This is a genomic window from Natronorubrum tibetense GA33 (assembly GCF_000383975.1).
GTDB classification, from domain to species: Archaea; Halobacteriota; Halobacteria; order Halobacteriales; family Natrialbaceae; genus Natronorubrum; species Natronorubrum tibetense.
In genome coordinates this window covers 1,440,725-1,462,036 of record NZ_KB913017.1, presented here as the reverse complement: position 1 = coordinate 1,462,036, position 21,312 = coordinate 1,440,725, and the positions used below count along the sequence as shown (strand labels likewise).

The following is a 21,312-nucleotide window of genomic DNA, read 5'->3' as shown; positions in this document are numbered from 1 at the left end:
CGTTCGTTCCGAACGAACCAGTATGACCGAGACGCACGCGACGGCAGACGACCGAGAATCGACGACCGACGCGAACAGCGACACTGGACGGACGCGAGCGGCGGTCGGAACGCCGCCACCCGGCCCGCGCGGGCTTCCACTGATCGATAGCACCCTCGCGTTCGCTCTCGATCCGCTCGAGTTCCTCGTCTCGATTCGTGAGTACGGCGACGTCGCCCGGTACGAGGCGTTCGGCCGCGAGTTCGTGGTCGTCTCGGACCCCGGACTCGTCGAGGAGGTAACCGTCGCCCGGGACGACGAGTTCTGGCGGGGCGAGTTCGAACACGAGTTCAGCGACCTCCTCGACGTCGAGGGCCTGTTTTTCGCGGAGGGTGAACGCTGGCGACAGCAACGAATGTTGCTCCAGAACGCCTTCACGCCGGCACAAATCGAGTCCTACGCCGACGACATGGTCGAGGAAACCGTGCGTCTGGTCGAGAACTGGTCTGACGGCGAGGTGGTCGATATCCGGGAGGCGATGTCGACGCTGACGCTGCGAGCGCTTACCAGGTCCCTCTTCGACCTCGAGTTGGGCGACGCACGCGCCGACCGCGTGCGACGCTGGGTCCACGCCATGGGTGCGTACAGCGACAACGAGTTCTTCGGCACCCGCGCCGTGCTTCCGACGTGGCTTCCGAGCCGGGCCGAACGTGAATACCGGCGCGCGACGGCCGACATAGCGTCCCTCGTCGATGACCTGGTAGCCGAACGTCGCCGATCCGACGGGGAGGGCAACGACTTGCTTTCCTTGCTCGCAACCGGGGAGTACCCCGACGGCTCGAGGCCGACGGCCGAGGAGATCGCCGACCAGTTACAGCTGTTCTTGCTTGCCGGCCACGAGACGACGGCGACCGCGCTGACCTACGCCTGTTGGCTGCTCGCCGCCGACGATGCCGACGACGTTCGGGACCGACTCGAGCGGGAAGTCGATTCGGTCTGTGGCGACCGGGATCCGACGTTTGCGGACCTTCGCGACCTGGCGGTCACCGAGGCCGTCGGCCGAGAAGCGATGCGTCTCTACCCGCCGCTGCCGTTCTTACAGCGCGAGCCCCACGAGGAGACCGCCCTCGTCGGCTACCGGATCGAACCGGGAACGACGGTTCAGTTGAATATGTACGGCATCCACCGCGACGAACGCTGGTGGGCCCAGGCCGACGCGTTTCGGCCGAATCGATGGCTGGCGGACGACGAGAACGGCCGATCCGTCGTCGCCGACCCCGACGACCGGCCCGAGTACGCCTATTTCCCCTTCGGCGGTGGCTCGCGACACTGTATCGGGATGCGGTTCGCGATGACCGAACTCAAACTCTCGCTGGCGACGCTGGTTCGTCGCGTCGACCTCGAGCGAGTGACGGAGTCGATCGATCCGACGCCGAAGGTGTCGCTCGATCCCGGTCCGGTGAAGATGCGGGTTCGACGGTCATAGCGCCGCCGCTCCCGGTCGAGGCCTCGATCGGCGGCGAAAAAACGCGGTGTCGACCGCAGCGATTACGCGATTTCGTCGTACTGCTCGGAGAGCTTCTCGGCTGCCTCGCCGAGCTGGTCGCGTTCGAACTCCGAGAGGTCCCACTCGACGACCTCCTCGATGCCGTTCGAACCGAGCTTACACGGGACGCCAAAGGCGGTGTCCTCGTGGCCGTACTCGCCCTCGAGCGGGACGCTGCAGGGGAGCACCTCGCCGGTGTCTCGCAGGACCGCTTCGACGATGTGGCCGACGCCGGTGGCCGGCCCCCACTCCGTGGCGCCTTTCTTCTCGATGACGTTCATCGCCGAGGTCTGGAGTTCCTCGAGCAGTTCTTCTTTCTCGTCGTCGGTGAACTCGAGATCTCGGCCGTCGACGCGGACCTTCGAGAAGACGGGAACCTGTGCGTCGCCGTGCTCGCCGAGGATGGTCGCGTCGACGTTCTGGACAGGGACGTCGTAGCGCTGGGCGATGACGTACCGGAAGCGAGCGGAGTCAAGTCGTCCGCCGAAGCCGACCACCTGCTCACGAGCGCGGTCGCCGGCCTCGTAGAGGTGGCGGTTGAGCAGGTCGACGGGGTTCGACGTCGTGACGGTGACGAAGTCGTCGTTGTGCTCCGCGAGCGAGGCGCCGATGTCCTCCATGATCGGTGCGTTGTCGCCCGCGAGGTCGATACGCGTCTGGCCCGGCTGGCGCGGGATGCCGGCCGTGATAACGACGACATCAGATCCTGCGGTGTCCTCGTACCCCCCCTGTCGGATCGTCGTGTTCGAATCGTAGGCCACCCCGTGATTGGTGTCTGCAGCCTGTCCGATCGTCGTATCCTCCTGATCCGGGATGTCGACGAAGACGAGTTCGTCCGCGATGTCCCGAAGTGCGATGTTGTAGCCTGCGGCGGCCCCGACCGTCCCGGCCGCGCCGACCACGCTAACTTTCGTCATACCACGTAATGCTCCACCATCCCGAGCGTTAAATCCGTCGGAAATTGCTCCTTCGCACGATTCGACGAGAATCATATCGACAGCTGTCGAACATAGTTCGGCTCGTGACTTTCGTTGGCGAACCGCCACGTTACGGGATCGGGGTGACTCGTCGCTCTCGACGTCCCTCGGCCCCGGCGGGGACGCACGCTCGAGATGGATACCGACGCGCTCGGCGATCGTCTCGAGACCGATCCGTCGATTCGTTTCGAGACCGAACGGGTCATTGTCACCGGCCGCAGTCACTCCCGTATGCGAGTCAGCGTTATCGGCGGCGGCGTGATCACCGACGAGCAGCGATCTCGGGCCGAAGTTGTCGGCCGCGAACTCGCGGCCCGCGGACACACGGTCGTCTGCGGCGGTCGCGGCGGAACGATGGAAGCCGTCTGCCGCGGCGCGAAAGCCGAGCGCGGAACGACGATCGGGATTCTGCCGGGCGACCAGCCCGACGACGCGAACGAGTACGTCGACGTCGCTATCGCGACCGGTTTGGGCCACGCTCGGAACGCGCTCGTTCCACTGAACGGCGATGCGGTTATCGCGCTCACCGGCGGCGTCGGTACGCTCACCGAGATCGGCTTCGCGGGCATCTACGACCGCCCCGTCGTCGGCCTCGAGACCCACGACATCTCCGCCACCGATATCGATCTCGAGACCGTCGACACCCCCGAAGCGGCCGTCGACGCCGTCGAGGCTGCGCTCGAGGGAGAGGCGTGAACCGCAACTGAAACGACTGAACCCGGAACCGCGACCGCACCGACTGAACCCGGCCGCAATCGAAACGGCAGAACCCGAAATCATCTTGGTCGGCGCGTGAGCGAGTGCCGGTATGGTCGATGCCGACGCGTCTGATCCGTACTGCATCCGGGAGGAACTCCCCGACCCCGAGACGTTCGCCGCGTTACGGGAGGCCGCTGGGATGCCGCCGCGCTCGCTCGAGGGGGTCGAACGCGGTCTGCCGAACTCGCTGTACGGCGTCGTGGTGGCCCACGAGCCCACCGGCGAGATCGTCGGAATGGGGCGAATCGTCGGCGACGGCGGAACCGTCTACCAGATCTCGGATATGGCGGTCCACCCGGACCACCAGCGACGCGGGCTCGGGACGCGGATCATGGCGGCTCTCGAGGACTACATCGACGAAACGGCCCCGTCGCAGGCGTACGTGAATCTGATCGCCGATGTCGACGGCTTCTACGAACGGTTCGGCTTCGAAGAAGTCCGGCCCGCCTCGAAGGGGATGTACCGCAGAATCGAGTAGCGCCCTGCCGTGGATTTCCGGGTGCGCGACCGTTCGCAGCTTTTTCGACGTTCCGCTCCCTCTAGACGAGTATGAGCGACTTCGACAAGGAAGCCGAACGCGAGAAACTCCGGGAGAAGTACGAGCGCGACGAACGGGAGCGCGAGGCGACCCAGCGCATGAGCGACCTACTGCTCAAGGGAGCCACGATGACGAACGCCCACTGTGGCACTTGCGGCGACCCACTTTTTCAGGAGGACGGCACCACGTTCTGCCCGAGCTGTCACGGCAACCCCGACGCCGTTCAGGGGACGGAACTCGAGGCCCAGCCGGCCGAAGAGACGGCCGACGAGGTGACTGCCGATACCGAAGCTCCGCAGTCGGACACAACGCCGAACCGTGCGCCGTCGACGTCGACCGGTTCCGAGGGCGACGAGACGGTTGCCGACGCGAGTCCAGCGGTCGACGAAGCGGCCGCCCGCGGGCACGACCCTGCCGACGCCGACGGCCGGGACGAGTCGACCGCTGAGACCGGTTCTGCTCCCGAGCGCGCGGTCGATTCGAGAACCGAGGACGAGCCACGGCCCGGGACCCCGCCGTCGACTCCCTCACCTCGGTCGTTCGACGGCCGTCGGTCGACCACCCAGTCCTCGCCCGCCAATGGCGACCTCGAGGCCGCCCACGCCTCGCTCGTACAGTCCCTCGAGAAGTTCGCCCGTAAGGCCGCCGAAACCGACGATCCGCGGTACGCGAAGGAGTGTCTCGAGGCCGCCCGCGAGGCGAGCGAGACGCTCGAGACGTTGCGGTGAACGGCGGATGACCGGTAGTTAGCCGTTAGAACTCCGGCGGCTGGATCTCCTTCGGCTCGTTGTCGCCGCAGCCGTGTTCGTACAGCAGCGAGGTGCGAGTCTCCCGGTTCTCGTAGTCGTCGATGGTGTCATAGGTGATGTCCTCGTAGACGACGTACATGTTGATGTGCGTCAGTTCGACGCCGTACTCCTCCTCCCACGTCTCACAGAGGTGGTCGGCGAGGATCGGCGGCACGTCGTTGTCGCTGAACCCGCCGCTGCGGACGCTGTTCATGTAGAACCGGTAGCGATAGGTGTCGTACTGCGTGTGCAGTTCGTCGGACGGCCGCTCGTATGTCAGCGGCCGGTCGTTGTAGACGTCGATCCGATCACCGTCCGCAGTTTCGGCCGGGAAAACGTAGTAGCGGTCCGTCGTCCGCGGGTTCGGCGCGAACACACTCCAGTTGGGCTGATCGACGCCGAAACTCGAGGCCACGTCGTCGACCCGTTCCTCGGGCGTCGAGTTCCCGTCGATGAGCGCGACGGCCGGGATGTACGACAGGATCGACAGCAAAACGAGCGAGCCGAGGACGACGCCGAGGGTGACGCTGTAGGCACCGGTTCGGATCTGATCGACCGACGGTGCACTCACGCGCGGGTACGGGACGGCGGCGGCGACCGACTCGAGTCTGGTCTGCGTTTCGCTGAGTCGGGACACGTCGAAATCGACGAGCGCGGCGACGGCCTGCAGGTCGTCCCAGAACTGCGCCTGCAGGAACAAGAGCAGGCCGGCCATCGCGACGTAGGGGAACGCCCCGATGCGAACCGTGAGGATGAACGAGGCGTGACCGCCCGCGAACAGCGCGACGAGGAACATGCGCTTTCGGCCGACGAGGACGAGCAACAGCCACGAGAACATGAGCATATAGTACCACATGTAGCTGCCCAACTCGAGCAACACCGGGACCTCTCGGGCGTAGCCGACGAGGAGGAACGTCATGTCGTCGAGCCCCATGATCAGCGGCGTCGCCTCCCCGCTGGTCCACAGCTCGTTCTCGGACTTGTGGTACCAGTTGAGGAAGTACATATAGACCATCTGGCAGAGGATCAGCGCGGACGCGACGCCGGCGACCGACGGCCTGGGGTCGCGGCCGGCGTGGACGGCGTCGACCGACCAGCGCTCGCCCAGCGGCAGGAAGATGGCCCAGAACAGCAGGAGCCGAAAGAGGGTGTCGGCGTAGCTCAACACTAGCGGGTTGTGGTGATCCAGCGAGACGACGAACAGGAACGAGAGGATCGTCGCGATCCGGGTCTTGTAGCCGACGATCAACTGGACGGCGATCAGGATCTGGATCCCCATCAGGAGGGCGATCAGCGTCGGATCGGTCGTCAGGTGGTAGAACGAGAACGCGTTGTCCGCGCTCAAATCCATCGCAAGCGACCGCGGGACGACGCCCTCCTCGGTGTAGAAGTGCGTAAAATTCCGCGCCCGCAACAGCACGTCCGCAATAATGAGCAGGCCGACAAACACCCGAAAGACGGCCAGCGTCCGCGTGTCTATCCGCACACACTGGGCGACGTTTCGCTGCACTCGCCGTGCGAGCGTCTCGAGTCGTGACCGCACGGAACGTTCCATCCTTTCACAGATGTCAAGACCGACGAGATAATCGTTTCGATCGTTCTCCGGGTGACATCTTCCGGGCCGAACACGTTCCGTCGGTTGGCGCTCTCGAACCACCTCGAAAACGTTCCGAACGTGTGTTTGCTATCCGTCCAAAAGGGGTGGAAATATGGCGGAGAAGAGCACGCTCGTGGCGAACCGAGAGTGATGGTTGGTGATCACACAAAACTTATGCCGAGCTTATTCAGATGAAGTATCATGTCTTCCTCCAAGACACAGAATTCCTTCGCTGGAAGGACGGATCGCCGGGAACGGTACACAGTTCTCCAAGGGGTGACTCGGGAACCATGGATTGGGAGCTAACGCCGGACCAGAAAGAGCCCGCGACCGATGGCGTTCGCTCTCCGAGGGACCGACTCGAGTCGGTTCGCGGCCGGATCCAGTCTCGATTCGAGATCGATACACGCGCCCTCGCGGCACTTCGTATCGCACTCGGAGTGATACTCCTGGTCGATCTGTTCCACCGCGCCCGAGATATGCGGTACTTTTACACCGACGATGGTGTCTATCCGGTCGCACTTTACGAGTCGACGTCCAGTCTGTACGATGGCTACTCGTTCCACGGCCTCTCCGGCGAACTGTGGTTTCAGCAACTGCTGTTCGTGGTCGCCGCGGCGTTTGCGGTCGCGCTGATACTGGGATATCGAACGAGACTGGTCGCGTTCGTTTCGCTTTTGTTGCTCGTCTCGTTACAGGTTCGAAACCCACTGGTCCTCAACGGTGCAGACCGATTACTTCGAGTCCTTCTCTTGGTCGCAATCGTGGTCCCGCTCGGGGAACGATGGTCGATCGACGCACTCCGTCGCGGCACAGCCCGAACGACCGTCGTTGGATTCGCGACCGCCGCGCTCCTCGTCCAGCCGGTTGCCGTCCTGACCCAGAACGCGGTTCTCAAACACGAAGGCGACACCTGGTTCGCCGGCGAAGCGATTGGAATTGCCCTCGCTAACGACGTGATGACGATCTCTCTCGGAAATCATCTCGGTGAGTTCTCGCCACTGCTCGAGATTCTCAACTGGATCTGGGTTACGTTACTGGCCGGCTCGATCGTGTTCCTCCTGTCGACTACCGGGCGGTTGCGAGCGTTCTTTGCCCTCGTGTATATCGGTGCGTTCCTCGGAATGCTGCCCGTGATGTCCGTCGGCCTGTTTCCGCTCGTCCTAATCGCAGCGGTGCTTCCGTTCCTCACGGCTCCGTTCTGGGATACGGCCGTTTCGCTGATCCCATCTCGTCGGTTGGTCGATCGACTCCCAACCACGTCTCACCTCGGCCCGATCGGCCAACCACCCGTGGAACGGCGCGTACGCGACGCCCTCCGTCGAAGGGGTTACGAATCGGCCACGTCGTTCGTCGTTACGTACGGTCGATCGTTGAAGACCGTCGTCGGCGTTATTTTTCTCGTCTGGATCCTGGTGTTTAGCGCGAGTCACGCGACCGGGATGGCCGTCCCAGACGAGATGGAATCGAACCTTCCCGACGAACAGCGATGGGGGTTGTACACGCCCGACCCGTCGCAGTCGTACAGTTGGTACGCCGCCGAAGCGGAGACGAAAGACGGATCGACGTTCAACGCTTTCGATGGTGAAGCCGTGGTGAGCGATCGTCCACCGGACGCTTCCCAGGAGTACGAGACGTTCCGTCACCGCAAACATATGGAGTCAGTCCGCGACTCGGCGGGCAACGAACCGACTGAAATGATTTCCGGCGAGTACGCCAACTGGGTCTGTGTCCAGTTAACGCCCTATCTCGGCGACGATCTCGAGACGATAACAGTGCATCGATTTATCCAACAGAGTCCGGTCGACGGTGAGTACGAGGAGCCGCGTCAGGTCACGCTCGTCGAACAGCGGTGCTGAGATTCCTCAGGAGAACCGGAGGAACTGGCGATCATCGGCTCGCTCTTCGGTCGCCGGATACATCACGACGAAGTTGCCGTTCGTGAGGGTGGAGATGCTTTTCGGGAGCGACTGCAGTCGAGGGTCCCAGCCGACGTCGTTCCGGCGCGCGCTCATGCAGACGACGAGGTCGTCCGAGCGAACGTCGTCGCGAAGCGTCGCGAGCAGTTCGTCCCAGTCGTTCAGGTCGACGAACTCGCCGGGTGCGTCCGGCTCGACGAGGCCGAACAGCCGCTGACACTGCGCTCGATCCCCGTCGATCACGAGTCCCCGAATTGGCGCGCCCGTCTGTTCGGAGATGAGCTTTACCGTGTGCAACGCCTCGGAAAAACCGTCGTTATGATCGATTCCCGGCGGAAGGACGAGGACGATCCGCCGAGTCGCGTTGAGCCGTTCTCGAACACGGCCGACCAGCGCTAACTGGGTGGTTCGGCTGAGCACCCGGTCGATGGTGTGGCCGAACACCTGCTGGGTTCGCGAGCGCGCGCCGTCCCAGCCGATGACGAGTGTGGTGATCCGGTTCTCGACGGTCGAGTCGACGATGCCGGAGGCGATGTTGTGGTTGACCCGAGTGTGTTCCTCGATCGGAACCTCGGCGCTCGAGGCGTAGGCCTCCATCTCCTCGAGCAACGCCTCCGCTCTGGCGACTTTCGCGTCCGTTCGCGCGTTGGCGTCGGGACGGACGACCGCGACGGTGTGGATCGCCTCGTCGTCGCGCTCGTTGCGGATCGTAAACGCCAGATCCAGCAGCGACTCCTTGTACTTCGAACGCTCCGAGACGGGGACGAGGATTCGCTGTCGGGTGTCGCTCGGATCGTACTCCTCGTGTTCGCGTGCGCGAACGAGCGCGCTGCCGGCGCGTTCGACGAGCGCGGGGCTGACCAGACTCACGACGAGGATCATCAGCACGACGGCGTTGATCATGTTCTGGTCGAAGCCGGGAACGCCCGCCTCGAAGCCGATCTGGACGATCGCGAGCGCGGCGGCGGCCTGGCCGACCGAGAGACCGAACATGCCGAGCACCTGGTCACGGTCGTAGCCGTAGACTCGCCCCGTTGCCCACGCGGCGACGTATTTCGTCGTCAGCACCATCACGATCAACGAGGCCGCGATCACGAGCGTTCCGGTTCCCTCGAGGAAGACGCCCACGTTGACGAGCATTCCCACGGAAAGCAGGAAGAAGGGAATGAACAGCGCGTTCCCGACGAACTCGATACGGTTCATCAGCGGCCCCGACTCGGGGATCAGTCGGTTGAGCGCGAGACCGGCGAGGAAGGCCCCGATGATGTGTTCGACGCCGACGAGTTCGGCGAGGAAGGCACAGATGAACAGGACGGCCATCACGAACAGGAACTCGAAGTAGCTCTCCTCGTCGTGGATCCGGAAGAACCACCGTCCGAGTCGGGGGACGAGCAGCCAGATGCCGACGAAAAAGAGCGTCAGGCCGACGCCGAGTTGCAGCCAGAACGCGGCATCTAAGGCACCGTCGATGGACGCGATCACGACCGCGAGCACGAGGAGGGCGAGCGTATCGGTCAGGATCGTGCCGCCGATCGTCGCGGTCATCGCTTCGTCCGTCGCGATGCCGAGGCGGTTGACGACGGGATAGGCGAGCAGCGTATGTGAGGCGAAGACGGCCGCGAACAGCGACGCCGCAGCGACCGTCAGATCCAGCACGTAGACGCCGACTACCGTTCCGATCGCCTGCGGAATAACGAACGAAAATAGCCCGAAGACGATGCTTCGGTCCTTGTACTCGATGAACTGGTTGAGGTTGATCTCGAGGCCCGCGATGAACATCAAATAGATCAGTCCGACCTCGCCGAGCAACTGGATCGTCGCGTCGCGCTCGAGCAGGTGAACGCCGTTCGGGCCGATCGCCGCCCCGATCAGGATGACGCCAACGATCCCCGGAAGCCGGTAGCGTTTGAGGACGAGCGGCGCGACGAGGAAGATCACCATCGCGAGCCCGAAGATCAGCACGGGATCATCGAACGGCGGGGTCAGTGAGGGGCCGGTCGCCAGCGGTGTCGCTGGCTCCGTGGGTGGTGTCGCGGAATGCATCGACGAGGTTTCCCCCGGGCTGGCTCCGTTCATCGCGTCACTGTCGGTCGATCGTCGTGGGGTCTATCACTGTTATCCGACGGTCGCGGGGTCTGTCACTGTCGTCCGATTGTCGCGGGGTCCGTCACTGAGTGTCCTCGCTGACCGCCTCGTCGAGCTATCGTTTCAGTAGTTCGTGGAAACAGCCGCCCGCTCGAGCCGTAAGGAGTCGATAACTCGAGCGTCGATCAGTTCGATCCCGTATACTCGGTCCCGATGACCTCCCGCATTCGTTCGGCCGTTACCTTGCCGACGCCGTTGGCCGCTTGCAGTTCGTCCTCGCTCGCGATCATCACGGCTTCGACGGTGCCGAACTCCTCGAGCAGCGACCGCGCGGTCACCGGCCCGATTTCGGCGATCGAGGAGACGACGTACTCCTGCTGTTCGGCGACCGTCTTCGCGCCTTTCTCGCCGTGGACCGACACCTCGCGGTCGGACGTCTCCTGCTCGCGGCCGGCGATCACGGCGAGCAGTTCGGTCGTTTCGTTCTCGCCTTCGGTTCGCAACACGCTCGCGCCGAAGTCGACGGCCAGACTCGAGAGCGCGCCGCGGATCGCGTTCGGGTGGATATCCCGCTGTTCGTAGATTCCCTCGCCCTCGACGATCACGATCGGCCGGGAGTAGTGACGGGCCATCGCGCCGACCTGCTCGAAGATCGACCGGTCGCCGCCGACCAGCGAGTCGACGAAGTCCGCGACGGACTTGCGCTCGACGACGACCCGATCCGAACAGACGTAGTCGCCGACATCGAGTGTCTCGAGGCGGATTTCGATCTCCGCGCGCCTCGAGAGATCCCGCGCGATGTTGGCGTCCATCTCGCGCTGGTCGGCGACGATTTCGATCTCGTCGCCCTCGGTGTGGGGTTCGTGGGTTTCGACACTCTCAGCTTCGATCTCGTCGGTCTCGTCGTCCGAGTTGTGGCTCGAGAAATCCTGCAGTCCGGGCTGTGACGAAACCCCCTCACTTCCACTGGAAGAATCGCCGACTGCGGTCGAATTTCCGTCGTTGACATTCACTTTCACTTCACTACCTCCGGCCGCGTTGCCGTCGAAGTCCGACAGCGCCTGCTGAGAGTCGTCCAGTTCCTCGGCGAGCGTGTCGGCCATCCCCTTCAGTTCACGCAGTTCGGACTCCATCTCCTTCTCCCGGCGCTGGGAGATCCAGAAGTAGGCCTCGTCGCGGGTGTCCTCGGCCATGAGGACGACGACGCGGCCCTCGGATTGGCGGCCCGTCCGGCCCTTGCGCTGGATGGACCGAATCGCGGTCGGGACAGGTTCATAAAAGAGTACAAGATCGACTTCGGGGACGTCCAGTCCCTCCTCGGCGACCGACGTCGAGACCAGCACCTCGAACTCGGCGGCGCGGAACTGGTCTAACACCTCCTGTTGTTGGTTCTGGGTCATCCCGTCTGATCCCTCGCGGTCGCCCTGTCCGACGAAGCGCTTGGCGTCGAAGCTGTCGTTCAGGAACTCCGTCAGCGCCTCCGCTGTGTCGCGGGACTCGGTGAAGACGATGACTCGTTCGCCGCCCTCGAGCCCCAGCGTCTCCGCCAGCAGCATCCGGGTCTTGCGGTACTTCGGGTGCAACTGGTCGAAGGACTCGGCCTTTCGCATGGCCTCCCGAACCCGCGGATCGGAGACCATCCGCTGGCTGGCCTTCGACGCACCAGACGACCGCGCCTGATTGCGCTGGCGGTCGAAGTATCGACAGACCGCCTCGACGCTCTGGGTCTCGACGAGCGTGACGGCCTGCCGGAGTTTCATCACCTCCGCGTGGACGGACATGCCCTTGAATCCCTCCGACTGGTCGTTGTTGATCAGCTGCTGGAGTTCCGCTCGCATCCGGTTCAGGTCCTTCTGGGACTGGTCGGGCTGGGTCGATTTCGCGACGCCGAGTTCTTTGAGCTTCTCTAAGCGATCTGTGATCACCTCGTTCAGCGCGTCCCGGATCTCGATGACCTCCTCGGGGAGGTCGATGCGCTCCCACTCGACATCGGTGTCGTGGGTGAACTCGCTGACGTCGGCGTCCTCCTCGGTCATTACCTCGACGTCCTGGATGCCGAGATTGGCACAGACCTCGAGGATGGCCTCCTCGTCGCCGCCGGGCGAGGCCGACATGCCGGTCACGAGCGGCTGGCTCGCGTCGGCGTGGTAGCGCTCGGCGATGTAGTTGTAGGCGTAGTCGCCGGTCGCGCGGTGGCACTCGTCGAAGGTGAGGTGGGTGACGTCGGAAAGCGAGATCCGGCTCCCGACGAGGTCGTTCTCGATCACCTGCGGCGTCGCCATCACGACCGTCGCCTGCTCCCACGTCTCGGCGCGGTCGTCCGGGCTCACGTCGCCGGTGAAGACGACGATCTCGTCGTCTGGAACCTGCAGCGCCTCGCGGTAGAAATCGGCGTGTTGCTGGACGAGGGGTTTGGTGGGGGCGAGCATCAGGGCCTTGCCGCCGACCTCATCGAGTCGGCGCGCCGTGACGAGCAGACTTACCGTCGTCTTGCCCAGGCCGGTCGGGAGACAGACGAGGGTGTGTCCGTTCGCGGCCGTGCCGGCGAGTTTGAGCTGGTAGAGTCGACGCTCGAGGAAGTTCGGCTCGAGGAGTGGATGCTCGATGGAGGGGATCTCTGTGCCCTCGTCCGTTGCTGCCATTGGCGATGGTTCATCGTCGGCGTGAATAAGGGTTCTCGTACCGTAGCGGAAGTAAAACCACCCGTTATTCGAGAGACGGCCTCCGCTTGTGCCACTGGAGACAAGAATTTTAGACCGGTACCGAATAGTAGCATCCATGGACGATGTCCGTAACGGAGCTGGATTTTGGAACGAGACCGACGCGGCGCAGCGAGCTAGAGCAGCACGGAACGCGATGAAACGACAGATCGGCGATCGATGATCGTCTCACGGCGGTGGGACGCTCGCTACCGGTTGCACAACGGACGATTCTTGCTGCCGTACGTGTCGAGCCGTCTCATTCCGGCGGTTCGATCACTTTCGGCTCGTTGTCGCTGCAGCCGTGGCGATAGATCTCGAGGTACTCCCGGTCCCGATTCTTCGGGTCGGTAATCGTCTCGTACGTCACGTCCTCGTGGACCGCGTACATGTTGACGTACGCGAGTTCCTCGTCGTGGTCTTCGGCCCACTGCTCGCAGACGTGCTCGGCCAGGTGTTCGGGGACCGCGTTCTGGACGCTGCCGCGGCGGACGCTGTTCATGTAGAACCGTTCTCGATAGGTGTCGTACTGCTTCTGTAACTGGCCGTCGTGGGGGCGCTCGTAGGTTAGCGGCCCTTCGGTGTAGGCGTCGACTACCTCGCCGTGTTCGGTTTCGGCGGGGAAGACGTAGTAGCGGTCCGTCGTCCGCGGATCCGGCCCGGCGAAAACGCCCCAGCCGATGGGTTGATCGACGCCGAATCTCGAGGCGGTCGATTCGACCTGACTCACGCCTCTCGTCTCCGCGAGCGTTTCTTCGACCGTCCCCTCGACCCGATCTTCCATCGGTCGGTCGCTCCCGTCGTCGGCCAGCGCGGCCCCGACGTTGAACACCATGACGGCCGCGACGAACAGGAGCGTGACGACGACAGCACCGAGTGCGAGCGTGTAGGCGTGGCCACGGATCCGCACCGCCCGGTCGGAGTCCAGTCGATAGCTCGGGAACGCGGTGGCGATCCGCTCGAGCGACCCGGCGCGGGCGGAGAGCCGCTCGGTATCGATACCCGCGTACCGTCCCAGCCGCTGCAGGTCGTCCCAAAATTGTGTTTGGAGGAAGACAAGCAGGCCCGCGAGCGCGACGTAGGGGAACGCACCGATGCGGACCGAAATGGCGAAAGAGAGGTGGCCCGCGGCGAACAGCGCGATCAGGGGGTATCGCCACCGGCCGGGGAGGAGGATCAGCAGCGGCGAGAGCAGGAGGATGATGAACCAGATCAGGCCGCCGAGCTCGAGAAAGGCCGGAACCTGGCGGATGGTGTCGCCCAGTAGGAAGGTAATCTCGTCGATGCCGAGCACCAGCGGTGCGGCGTCGCCGCTCGTCCAGACGTCGGACTGGGATTTGATGACCCCGTTCGTGAGGTACATGTAGACCATCTGGCCCATGATCAGCGCGGTCGCGGCGTTCGCGACGGCCGATCTGGGCTCGCGGCCGGCGTGAACGGCGTCGACCGACCAGCGCTCGCCCAACGGGAGGAAGACGGCCCAGAACAGCAGGAGGCGGAAGAGCGTGTCGGCGTAGCTCAGCACGAACGGGTTGTGGTGATCCAGCGAGATGACGAACAGGAACGTCAACACTGTCGCGAGTCGCGTCTTGTAGCCGACGATCAACTGGACGGCGATCAGCCCCTGGAGGACGAACAGGGCCGCGATCAGGGTCGGATCCGTCGTCAGGTGGTAGATCGAGAACGGATCGCTCGCTGAGGCCTCAAGCACCAGCGACCGCGGGGCGACGCCCTCGTCGGTGTAGAAGTACCGGAAGTTCCGCGACCGGAGCAGCAGGTCGGCGACGACGAGCAACCCCACGAAGATCCGGAAGACGGCCAGCGTTCGCGTGTCGATCTGGACGCGCCGGTGGAGGGCGGTTCGGAGCCAGCGTCCCGACTCGAGGAGGGCGGGACGGAGAGCGGGACCCATCTGTCAACGTGATTCTAACCGAACACTATAGGTATTTCCATTAGGAGAGTCGCCGTTCGGAACCGTTCGGATCGGTCGCGATGGAACGCGTCGTGCGCGCTGATCGCGTCGGTATCGTTCCCGTTCGTCGACAGCACCAGCGCTTTCCGGACTGGAGTCGTACGCGCGTTATGGTCGCCGACTTCGCCCGCGTCACGCGTCGACTACCTGACCGTGATCCGTTCCTTCAGGCCGTCGGATTCGTGCTCGCGATCAACCTGATCGGGAGCCTCCCCGGGGTTCTCTCGTCGCCCGATACGCCCTGGTTTCGGAGCCTCACGAAGCCGTGGTTTTACCCGCCCGGAATCGCGTTTCCGATCGTCTGGACGGCGATCTTCACGTTCCTCGGCGTCGCGCTGTGGCTCGTCTGGCGCAGCGACTCTTCTGGTCGCTGGCTCGCGTTCGGCCTGTTCGGCGTGCAGATGGCGTTCAACGTCGCCTGGACACCGGCATTCTTCACGCTCGAGGCGCCGCTGATCGCCCTCGGCATCATCCTCGTCCTCTGGGGGCTGGTCGTCGCGACGATCGCTGCCTTCCGTCGGGTCGACCGTCGCGCCGCGGCGCTGCTCGTGCCGTATCTCGCGTGGGTGACGTTCGCGACGGTGCTCAACTTCGAAATCTGGCGGCTGAACGCCTGACTCGAGTCCGACCCCGTCTCGCCGATCGACCACTTACGTCGCTTCGTCGGCGATCTTCGCAACGAGTTCGTCGACCCGCGGCGACGCGCCGCTGGCTCGCTCGCCGGTGAGGTTTGCCGCGAGGACCGCAAAGCTCGCGATCGGCTCCTCGTCGTCCTCGACGACGCCAGCGAGACACGTCACGCCCCGAAGCGAGCCGCTTTTGGCCCGAACCGTTGGCTCGACGTCGGTCAGACGGTTTCTGACCGTTCCCTCCTCGCCGGCGATTGGGATCGTCTCGCGGAAGGTGTCGCTCCACTCCGCCTCGAGTCCCCACTCGATCATCGCGACGACGTCGCGAGCGGACGCGAGGTCGTGCCTCGAGAGCCCGGACCCGTCGCGGATCTGTGCCGTCTCCGCGCCGGCGTCCTCGAGTGCCGACCCGAGGATCCCCTCCCAGGCGGCCCAGGAGCCGACGCCGTCCCGTTCGGCGGCGACCGTCCGGGCGATGTTCTCGGCCACCATGTTGTACGACCAGTCGTTGAGTCCGTCCGTGATCGCGGACAGCGGTCTCGACTCGTGGGTCGCGAGCTCTTCCGTGAGTTCGATCGGCTCGTCGGTGATCTCGACCTCGGGTTCGGGCCCACCTCCGTCCGGTGTGATGTTGACCCCTGCCTCCTCGAGCGCCCTGACGAAGACGCCGGCGGCGTGTTCGTTGGGCGTCCCGACGGGAACGTCCGCCGTCGCCTCGTCGTCGGGCACCATCCGCCCACCGACTTCGACGGTGTTCGTCCAGTGATCGGTCGTCGTGATCGTCACGAACCGGTCCTCGTCGACGCACTCGACATCCACGTCGACGTCGATCAGCCCGGAATCGGGTTCGACCGCGACGTCGAACTCGCAGTCGTTACCCTGCCGACTGACCGTGACCTCGACTTCGTTGTGATCGACGACAAACGCCGAACTCTTCGAGCCGTAGGAGTTCACGGCATCGCCGAGCGTCCACGCCGGCGCGTGCTCGCCGTCGTCGAACGCGGAGACGTCGACGACGAGTCGGTCGGTGACTCGCCGGACGCCGGTCTCGGCGACGGCTTCCGCGAGCGATTCTAGATCCGCCGCCGTCACGTCCGGATCGCCTCGAGCGACAATTCCGAGCGATTCGACGACCCGGTCATTCCGCCGGTCGCCGACAACGCCGACGGTCGTCTCGTACCGGTAGTCGGGGCCGAGTTCGTCGAACGCGGTCGCGGTCGTCAACACCTTCGTCGTCGACGCCGGTGGCACGGGTCGGGACGAACCGCTGTCTGCGATCGACTCGCCGGTCTCGAGGTCCCGAGCGAAGACGCTGATCGCCGCCCGATCGAGGTGGTCGAACACGTCGCCGGCGTCGACCGGCGGCTCTCCGGAGTCAGAGTCGGTCGCGGCCGACACCTGCCCGCCCGTCGCCGCTCCCGCGATCATTGTGAGTCCCGTCGCCTGTACGAACCGCCGTCGGCCAAGTCGAAACGTCTCGAACATGGTTCGACGCAGGATTCGGGGCTTGCTCTCCTAACGTTCATCCCTAGCATGGTAAATTCTAACACTAACCGCAAAATAGATATATTCTGGATGGCAATTGTTTTTGTGTACGTCAAACTCGAGACTCCGTCACTGTACGCCTTCTAGAGCGCGTCGGCATGCGCGGCCCGGATGCGTATCCCGTCTCGGAGTACTCGAAGGGGATGGCACAGTGACTCATGCTCGCCGTCGCGCTCGCGGTGCTCGTCGGCTGGATCGTCGCCACGATCGGCGTCGGCTACTGGCGGTTCCGAGCGACCGATCTCTGATCGCTCTTGATGGCGTCTGTTCTTGTTGTTTTGCGTCGCCTCGAGAGCGGTCTCGACCGGAACGGGATCGCTTCGACCTCGATTCAGACGGGAACAAATTCGATGACGACCCACGCCAACAGACTCGCGTAGATCGGGATCGTCAGGTTGTCGTCGACGATGTAGTCGCCGATCCGAACCTTGATTCCGTCGGCGATGGTCGCGCCGAGCGCCGCCGCGAGGACCGCGAGCGGGTACTCGAAGAGAAATGGCGCGGCGATGATCGCGCTCACGACGAACATCGTGACGAGCACTTTCGGCCCCTTGACGAACTTGAGGCTGTCGTCGGAGACGGCCCCGCTGATCGGGTCACCGATTGCGAGCATCAACATCGCGGGGAGGGCGATCTGTGGATCGAACAGGAGCACGGCGACGGTCATACTCACCATGTAGTAGCCGTAGCCCGCGAACTGGTCTTGCTCGTAGTCGCGCGTTAGCTTGTCGTAGATCTGCCAGTCGAGTCCAACCTGCAGGCGGAGGAACTCGAGCCCGATCGTACCGACGGCGAGGACGACCATCAGGACCTGAAACCGGGGCCACGTTAGCCCGAGTTCGAAGTAATCTGCGAGGAGGTAGAGCGCGACGAGCCCCGCCCCGCTCGAGTGGACGAGTCGTCGCTTCAGTTCGTCGGCCATCACATTTCCCCTCGGACAACGGGACCTTCAGTCCGTCGGTTGTGTGTGCGCCGCGGGGTCGTCGGTTGCGGTCATCGGTGAGCCCTCGAGCGATCGGCCGAAGCCGGTTCCGACGAAGCTGTTGACGAACCGATAGCTATTCGGTCCGGCTGTAATAATCGGGTCTCGAGAGGATGCAACGCTGGTACGGATTCTTTCCGGATCGGCCGCCGACGAAGGTCGACCTCGTGAGCGCCGTTTGTGGTGTCCTCCTCGTGGCGCTCAATGCGTCCACTGTCCACGACTGGCACTGGGTCGCCGTCGGGGCCGTCGTCGGTGCGATCATGCTGGGACCGCTCGCCCAGTCGCCGATCGGTCGGTGGATCGGATCGGCGACCCGAGATCTCGGGCTGGCTGGACGCCTTCTCGTTATCGCAATCGGAATTGTCGCCGTGCTAGTGCTCCTGTTTCTGCCGCCGATCCCGGGCGAAATCGCCGTCGACGGTCTGGTCGGTGTCATGATCACGGTTCCGCTCTACGTTCTCGGCCACTTGCTCGTCGCTCGTGGTATCGGCGACTGGAGCCCGGACTGAGACGGACGTTCGTGCGTCGTTTTCGATTCGGCAGCGACCCGTCTGCGATTGTATTGGTGCGTTGGGACAGCAATCCGCACAGAGCCGTTTCGAAACCGAATCGGGCGCAGAAACTGAACCGAACCGCTACAGTTCGTCGAACTCGAGGTCGCCCTCTCGAATCTCGGCTAGCGTCTCCGCGAGACCCTCGACTGGCAGGCGCTTCTGGTCGGTCGTGTCTCGCTCGCGAACCGTCACGGTCGTCTCTTCGTCTTCGACCGTCTCGTAGTCTACGGTCACGCAGAACGGCGTGCCGACCTCGTCCTGCCGGCGGTAGCGCCGGCCGATGTTGCCCGAGTCGTCGTAGGTGACCGACAGCCCTTCCGCGCGCAGGTCGGCGACGACTTCGTTCGCCTGGGCCTCGAGTTCCGCGTCGTTCTGCAGCGGGAAGACGCCCACGAACGTCGGGGCGACTTCCGGCTCGAGGTCCAGATACGTTCGCTCCTCGCCGTCGACTTCGTCCTCCCGGTAGGCGTGGTGGAGCACGGTGTAGACCAGCCGATCCACACCGAAGGAAGGTTCGACGACGTGGGGGACGATGTGCTCGCCGGCGATCGTCTCCTCGTCGACCGAGAAGCCGGTCTTCTCGACGGGGAGTTCGTGTGTTTCGCCGTCGAGATCGATTGCGACGGTGTCGCCCTCGAACGCAGTGCGGTCGCGGCCGGCGAGGGACTCGAGTTCCTCGACCACGTCCTGAGCCGCGCCGCCGAACTCCGGCCCCAGATAGCTCATGTCGGGATCGACGGTGGCTCGTTCGACGGTCTTGGGTTCGTCGTACTGCTTGAAGACGGTAAAGCGGTCGCCGGAGTGCTCGGCGTGTTTCGAGAGGTCGTAGTCGCCGCGGTAAGCGAAGCCGGCCAGCTCGATCCAGTTGCCGTCGATCTCGCCTTCGGCGTCCCAGCAGTCGCTGGCGTAGTGGGCCCGCTCGCCCGAGAGGTGCTGACGGAACCGGAACCGGTCCATGTCGACGCCGACCGACTCGTACCACGGCTTCGCGACGCCGAGGAAGTAGGCGACCCACGGACTCGAGATAACGCCCTCTTCGACGGCGTCGCCGATGGTCGTCTCGATCTCGTCGCCATCGTCTTTATTCTGCTCGCTGGCCGGGTAGAGCGTGACTTCGACGTCCGCGACCGACTCGAGATCCGGCTCGTCCTCTTCGGGGTCGACGAAGTACTCGAGTTCGGCCTGTGTGAACTCGCGGGTTCGGATGATCGAACGCCGCGGGCTGATCTCGTTGCGGTAGGCCCGACCGATCTGGGTGACGCCGAACGGCAGTTGATTCCGCGCGTACTCCTTGAGTCGCGGGAACTCGACGAAGATGCCTTGTGCGGTCTCGGGGCGGAGGTAGCCGGGGTCGGAGTCGCCGGGGCCAATGTTGGTCGCGAACATGAGGTTGAAGTTCTCGACGGCGACGTCGGCCAGCCCGGCGCCGCACTCGGGACAGGCGAGTTCGTACTCCGCGATGATTTCCTCGACCTCCGGAATCGGGAGACTTTCAGCGTCCTCGTACTCGGTATTGTCCTCGACGAGGTGGTCTGCACGGCTGCTCGTCTCACACTCGGGACACTCGATGAGCATGTCGTCGAAGCCGTCGAGGTGGCCCGAGGCTTCGAAGACGGGTTCGGGCATGATCGTCGGCGCGTCGATTTCCATGTTCCCCTCGGCGACGGCGAAGCGGTCGCGCCAGGCGTCCTCGACGTTGCCCTTCAGCGAGGCGCCCTGGGGACCGAACGTGTAGAAGCCGCCGACGCCGCCGTAGGCGCCGGAAGACTGGAAGAAGTAGCCCCGTCGCTTGGCCAGTTCAACCAGTTGCTCGCTCGTCGATTCGTCCGTCGTCGCCGTCGTCTCTGCGTGTTCGTGTTCACTCATAGAGTGCCTCCAGAAGGTCGACGTCACAGACGATGCCGACCAACTGCTCGCCCGTGAGCATCGGAATCTGTTCGATATCGTTACTGATCATCTGTTGGGCGGCGTCCTGAACCGAGGTCTGTGCCGACACCGTCACCACGTCGTCGCTCATGAACTCATTGACCGGGCCGTTCGGGATCTCGATGTCTCGCGTGGGCAGGTAGCGACTTCCGACGCCTTTGATCCCCTCCCAGGACCACTCCGAGTCCTGGTCCGGGAAGTTGTCGCCCGTCTCCTCTTCGCCCTCAACGATGCGAGCGACGTCGATGATGTCGACCTCCGTGAGGACGCCGCTCATCTTGCCCTCCTCGTCCAGCGCGACGGTGTAGGGAACGTTCGCGTAGTACAGTTCGCGCTCGGCGACCGGCAGCGGCGCGTCCTCGTAGCTCGTGTTCACGTCCGCGCTCGCGTAGCCCTCGACCGTGCCGTCGGTCTCCTGGTCGCCCGTCGCGATCGCGTGGATCACGTCCGTCACCGTAATGATCCCCTCGAACTCGCCGTCCACCACGGGGACGCGACGCGCGCCTTCCTCGACCATCAGTCGCGCGACGTCCTCGAGCGCGGTGTCGGCCGTCGTCGTCGGCACCTCGTCCATCAGCATGACGAGCTGGTCCTCGTCGGGCTGTTCGATCAGCACGTCGCGCGAGACGAGTCCGCGGTACTCGAGGCCGTCGTCGGTCGATTTGACGACCGGGACGGAGGAGAACGACCGCTCCTGTAGGTACTCCAGGACGTCCGAACGGGTGCCTGGGAGTTCGACGGTGACCACGTCCTCGCGGGGTGTCATGGCGTCGGCTACGTTCATATCACCACAGTACGGCGAAAATGAGTATAA

At 64.2% G+C, this 21,312-nt stretch carries 16 protein-coding genes; 7 read left to right on the top strand and 9 right to left on the bottom strand.

Annotated features, from left to right (window positions below; translation table 11 throughout):
- Positions 1-22 precede the first annotated feature (22 nt).
- Positions 23-1,465 (top strand): cytochrome P450, encoded by a 1,443-nt coding sequence (locus NATTI_RS0107570; protein WP_006092860.1) that lies wholly within the window; start codon positions 23-25, stop codon positions 1,463-1,465.
- A 62-nt stretch (positions 1,466-1,527) separates the two neighbouring features.
- On the opposite strand, the gene mdh is transcribed toward NATTI_RS0107570, so the two are convergent.
- Positions 1,528-2,442, bottom strand: coding sequence for a malate dehydrogenase (gene mdh / locus NATTI_RS0107565; protein WP_019991725.1), 915 nt, complete (start codon positions 2,440-2,442; stop codon positions 1,528-1,530).
- A 291-nt stretch (positions 2,443-2,733) separates the two neighbouring features.
- On the opposite strand from mdh, the gene NATTI_RS0107560 reads away from it, so the two are divergent.
- The 3 genes from NATTI_RS0107560 (at position 2,734) to NATTI_RS0107550 (ending at position 4,527) form a co-directional block, all read left to right on the top strand.
- Positions 2,734-3,198 (top strand): TIGR00725 family protein, encoded by a 465-nt coding sequence (locus NATTI_RS0107560; protein WP_027119092.1) that lies wholly within the window; start codon positions 2,734-2,736, stop codon positions 3,196-3,198.
- Between the two features lie 112 nt (positions 3,199-3,310).
- Positions 3,311-3,739 carry a GNAT family N-acetyltransferase gene (locus tag NATTI_RS0107555; protein ID WP_006092863.1) on the top strand — a complete coding sequence of 143 codons (429 nt, stop codon included), beginning with the start codon at positions 3,311-3,313 and terminating at the stop codon, positions 3,737-3,739.
- Positions 3,740-3,810: 71 nt separating this feature from the next.
- Positions 3,811-4,527, top strand: coding sequence for an Sjogren's syndrome/scleroderma autoantigen 1 family protein (locus NATTI_RS0107550; RefSeq protein WP_006092864.1), 717 nt, complete (start codon positions 3,811-3,813; stop codon positions 4,525-4,527).
- 25 nt (positions 4,528-4,552) lie between these two features.
- Here NATTI_RS0107550 and NATTI_RS0107545 read toward each other — a convergent pair whose 3' ends face one another.
- The gene (locus NATTI_RS0107545; protein ID WP_006092865.1) at positions 4,553-6,142 is read right to left on the bottom strand and encodes an HTTM domain-containing protein; all 1,590 of its coding nucleotides are present in this window, start codon (positions 6,140-6,142) and stop codon (positions 4,553-4,555) included.
- Between the two features lie 332 nt (positions 6,143-6,474).
- Between NATTI_RS0107545 and NATTI_RS0107540 the strand changes: the two genes are divergently transcribed.
- Positions 6,475-8,043, top strand: a complete 1,569-nt coding sequence (locus tag NATTI_RS0107540) for an HTTM domain-containing protein (protein ID WP_006092866.1) — start codon at positions 6,475-6,477, stop codon at positions 8,041-8,043.
- A gap of 6 nt (positions 8,044-8,049) precedes the next feature.
- Here NATTI_RS0107540 and NATTI_RS0107535 read toward each other — a convergent pair whose 3' ends face one another.
- The 3 genes from NATTI_RS0107535 to NATTI_RS0107520 all read right to left on the bottom strand — a co-directional run bounded on the left by NATTI_RS0107535 (position 8,050) and on the right by NATTI_RS0107520 (position 14,799).
- A complete protein-coding gene (locus tag NATTI_RS0107535) occupies positions 8,050-10,179 on the bottom strand; it encodes a cation:proton antiporter (protein WP_006092867.1) in 2,130 nt (709 codons plus the stop codon).
- Positions 10,180-10,373: 194 nt separating this feature from the next.
- Complete coding sequence (locus NATTI_RS0107530) at positions 10,374-12,830, bottom strand: DEAD/DEAH box helicase (protein ID WP_006092868.1); 2,457 nt, start codon at positions 12,828-12,830, stop codon at positions 10,374-10,376.
- 316 nt (positions 12,831-13,146) lie between these two features.
- Positions 13,147-14,799 (bottom strand): HTTM domain-containing protein, encoded by a 1,653-nt coding sequence (locus tag NATTI_RS0107520; RefSeq protein WP_006092869.1) that lies wholly within the window; start codon positions 14,797-14,799, stop codon positions 13,147-13,149.
- Positions 14,800-14,969: 170 nt separating this feature from the next.
- Between NATTI_RS0107520 and NATTI_RS0107515 the strand changes: the two genes are divergently transcribed.
- Positions 14,970-15,476, top strand: a complete 507-nt coding sequence (locus NATTI_RS0107515; RefSeq protein ID WP_027119091.1) for a TspO/MBR family protein — start codon at positions 14,970-14,972, stop codon at positions 15,474-15,476.
- 33 nt (positions 15,477-15,509) lie between these two features.
- On the opposite strand, the gene dacB is transcribed toward NATTI_RS0107515, so the two are convergent.
- Together dacB and NATTI_RS0107500 are read right to left on the bottom strand one after the other, a co-directional pair.
- Complete coding sequence (dacB, locus tag NATTI_RS0107510; protein ID WP_006092871.1) at positions 15,510-16,973, bottom strand: D-alanyl-D-alanine carboxypeptidase/D-alanyl-D-alanine endopeptidase; 1,464 nt, start codon at positions 16,971-16,973, stop codon at positions 15,510-15,512.
- 391 nt (positions 16,974-17,364) lie between these two features.
- Positions 17,365-17,955: a diacylglycerol/polyprenol kinase family protein gene (locus tag NATTI_RS0107500; RefSeq protein WP_006092872.1), complete on the bottom strand. Its 591-nt coding sequence runs from the start codon at positions 17,953-17,955 to the stop codon at positions 17,365-17,367.
- Between the two features lie 173 nt (positions 17,956-18,128).
- Here NATTI_RS0107500 and NATTI_RS0107495 point away from each other — a divergent pair, with 173 nt between their 5' ends.
- Positions 18,129-18,527, top strand: coding sequence for a hypothetical protein (locus NATTI_RS0107495; RefSeq protein WP_006092873.1), 399 nt, complete (start codon positions 18,129-18,131; stop codon positions 18,525-18,527).
- A 126-nt stretch (positions 18,528-18,653) separates the two neighbouring features.
- On the opposite strand, the gene glyS is transcribed toward NATTI_RS0107495, so the two are convergent.
- Positions 18,654-20,438 (bottom strand): glycine--tRNA ligase, encoded by a 1,785-nt coding sequence (gene glyS, locus NATTI_RS0107490; RefSeq protein ID WP_006092874.1) that lies wholly within the window; start codon positions 20,436-20,438, stop codon positions 18,654-18,656.
- Positions 20,431-21,282, bottom strand: coding sequence for a CBS domain-containing protein (locus tag NATTI_RS0107485; protein ID WP_006092875.1), 852 nt, complete (start codon positions 21,280-21,282; stop codon positions 20,431-20,433). The genes glyS and NATTI_RS0107485 overlap by 8 nt, the downstream gene beginning before the upstream one ends.
- Positions 21,283-21,312: the final 30 nt, after the last annotated feature.

Coding starts and splice junctions, on each gene's coding strand:
- NATTI_RS0107570 (WP_006092860.1), top strand. CDS start 23: ATGACCGAGACGCACGCGACGGCAGACGACCGAGAATCGACGACCGAC.
- mdh (WP_019991725.1), bottom strand. CDS start 2,442: ATGACGAAAGTTAGCGTGGTCGGCGCGGCCGGGACGGTCGGGGCCGCC.
- NATTI_RS0107560 (WP_027119092.1), top strand. CDS start 2,734: ATGCGAGTCAGCGTTATCGGCGGCGGCGTGATCACCGACGAGCAGCGA.
- NATTI_RS0107555 (WP_006092863.1), top strand. CDS start 3,311: ATGGTCGATGCCGACGCGTCTGATCCGTACTGCATCCGGGAGGAACTC.
- NATTI_RS0107550 (WP_006092864.1), top strand. CDS start 3,811: ATGAGCGACTTCGACAAGGAAGCCGAACGCGAGAAACTCCGGGAGAAG.
- NATTI_RS0107545 (WP_006092865.1), bottom strand. CDS start 6,142: ATGGAACGTTCCGTGCGGTCACGACTCGAGACGCTCGCACGGCGAGTG.
- NATTI_RS0107540 (WP_006092866.1), top strand. CDS start 6,475: ATGGATTGGGAGCTAACGCCGGACCAGAAAGAGCCCGCGACCGATGGC.
- NATTI_RS0107535 (WP_006092867.1), bottom strand. CDS start 10,179: ATGAACGGAGCCAGCCCGGGGGAAACCTCGTCGATGCATTCCGCGACA.
- NATTI_RS0107530 (WP_006092868.1), bottom strand. CDS start 12,830: ATGGCAGCAACGGACGAGGGCACAGAGATCCCCTCCATCGAGCATCCA.
- NATTI_RS0107520 (WP_006092869.1), bottom strand. CDS start 14,799: ATGGGTCCCGCTCTCCGTCCCGCCCTCCTCGAGTCGGGACGCTGGCTC.
- NATTI_RS0107515 (WP_027119091.1), top strand. CDS start 14,970: ATGGTCGCCGACTTCGCCCGCGTCACGCGTCGACTACCTGACCGTGAT.
- dacB (WP_006092871.1), bottom strand. CDS start 16,973: ATGTTCGAGACGTTTCGACTTGGCCGACGGCGGTTCGTACAGGCGACG.
- NATTI_RS0107500 (WP_006092872.1), bottom strand. CDS start 17,955: ATGGCCGACGAACTGAAGCGACGACTCGTCCACTCGAGCGGGGCGGGG.
- NATTI_RS0107495 (WP_006092873.1), top strand. CDS start 18,129: ATGCAACGCTGGTACGGATTCTTTCCGGATCGGCCGCCGACGAAGGTC.
- glyS (WP_006092874.1), bottom strand. CDS start 20,438: ATGAGTGAACACGAACACGCAGAGACGACGGCGACGACGGACGAATCG.
- NATTI_RS0107485 (WP_006092875.1), bottom strand. CDS start 21,282: ATGAACGTAGCCGACGCCATGACACCCCGCGAGGACGTGGTCACCGTC.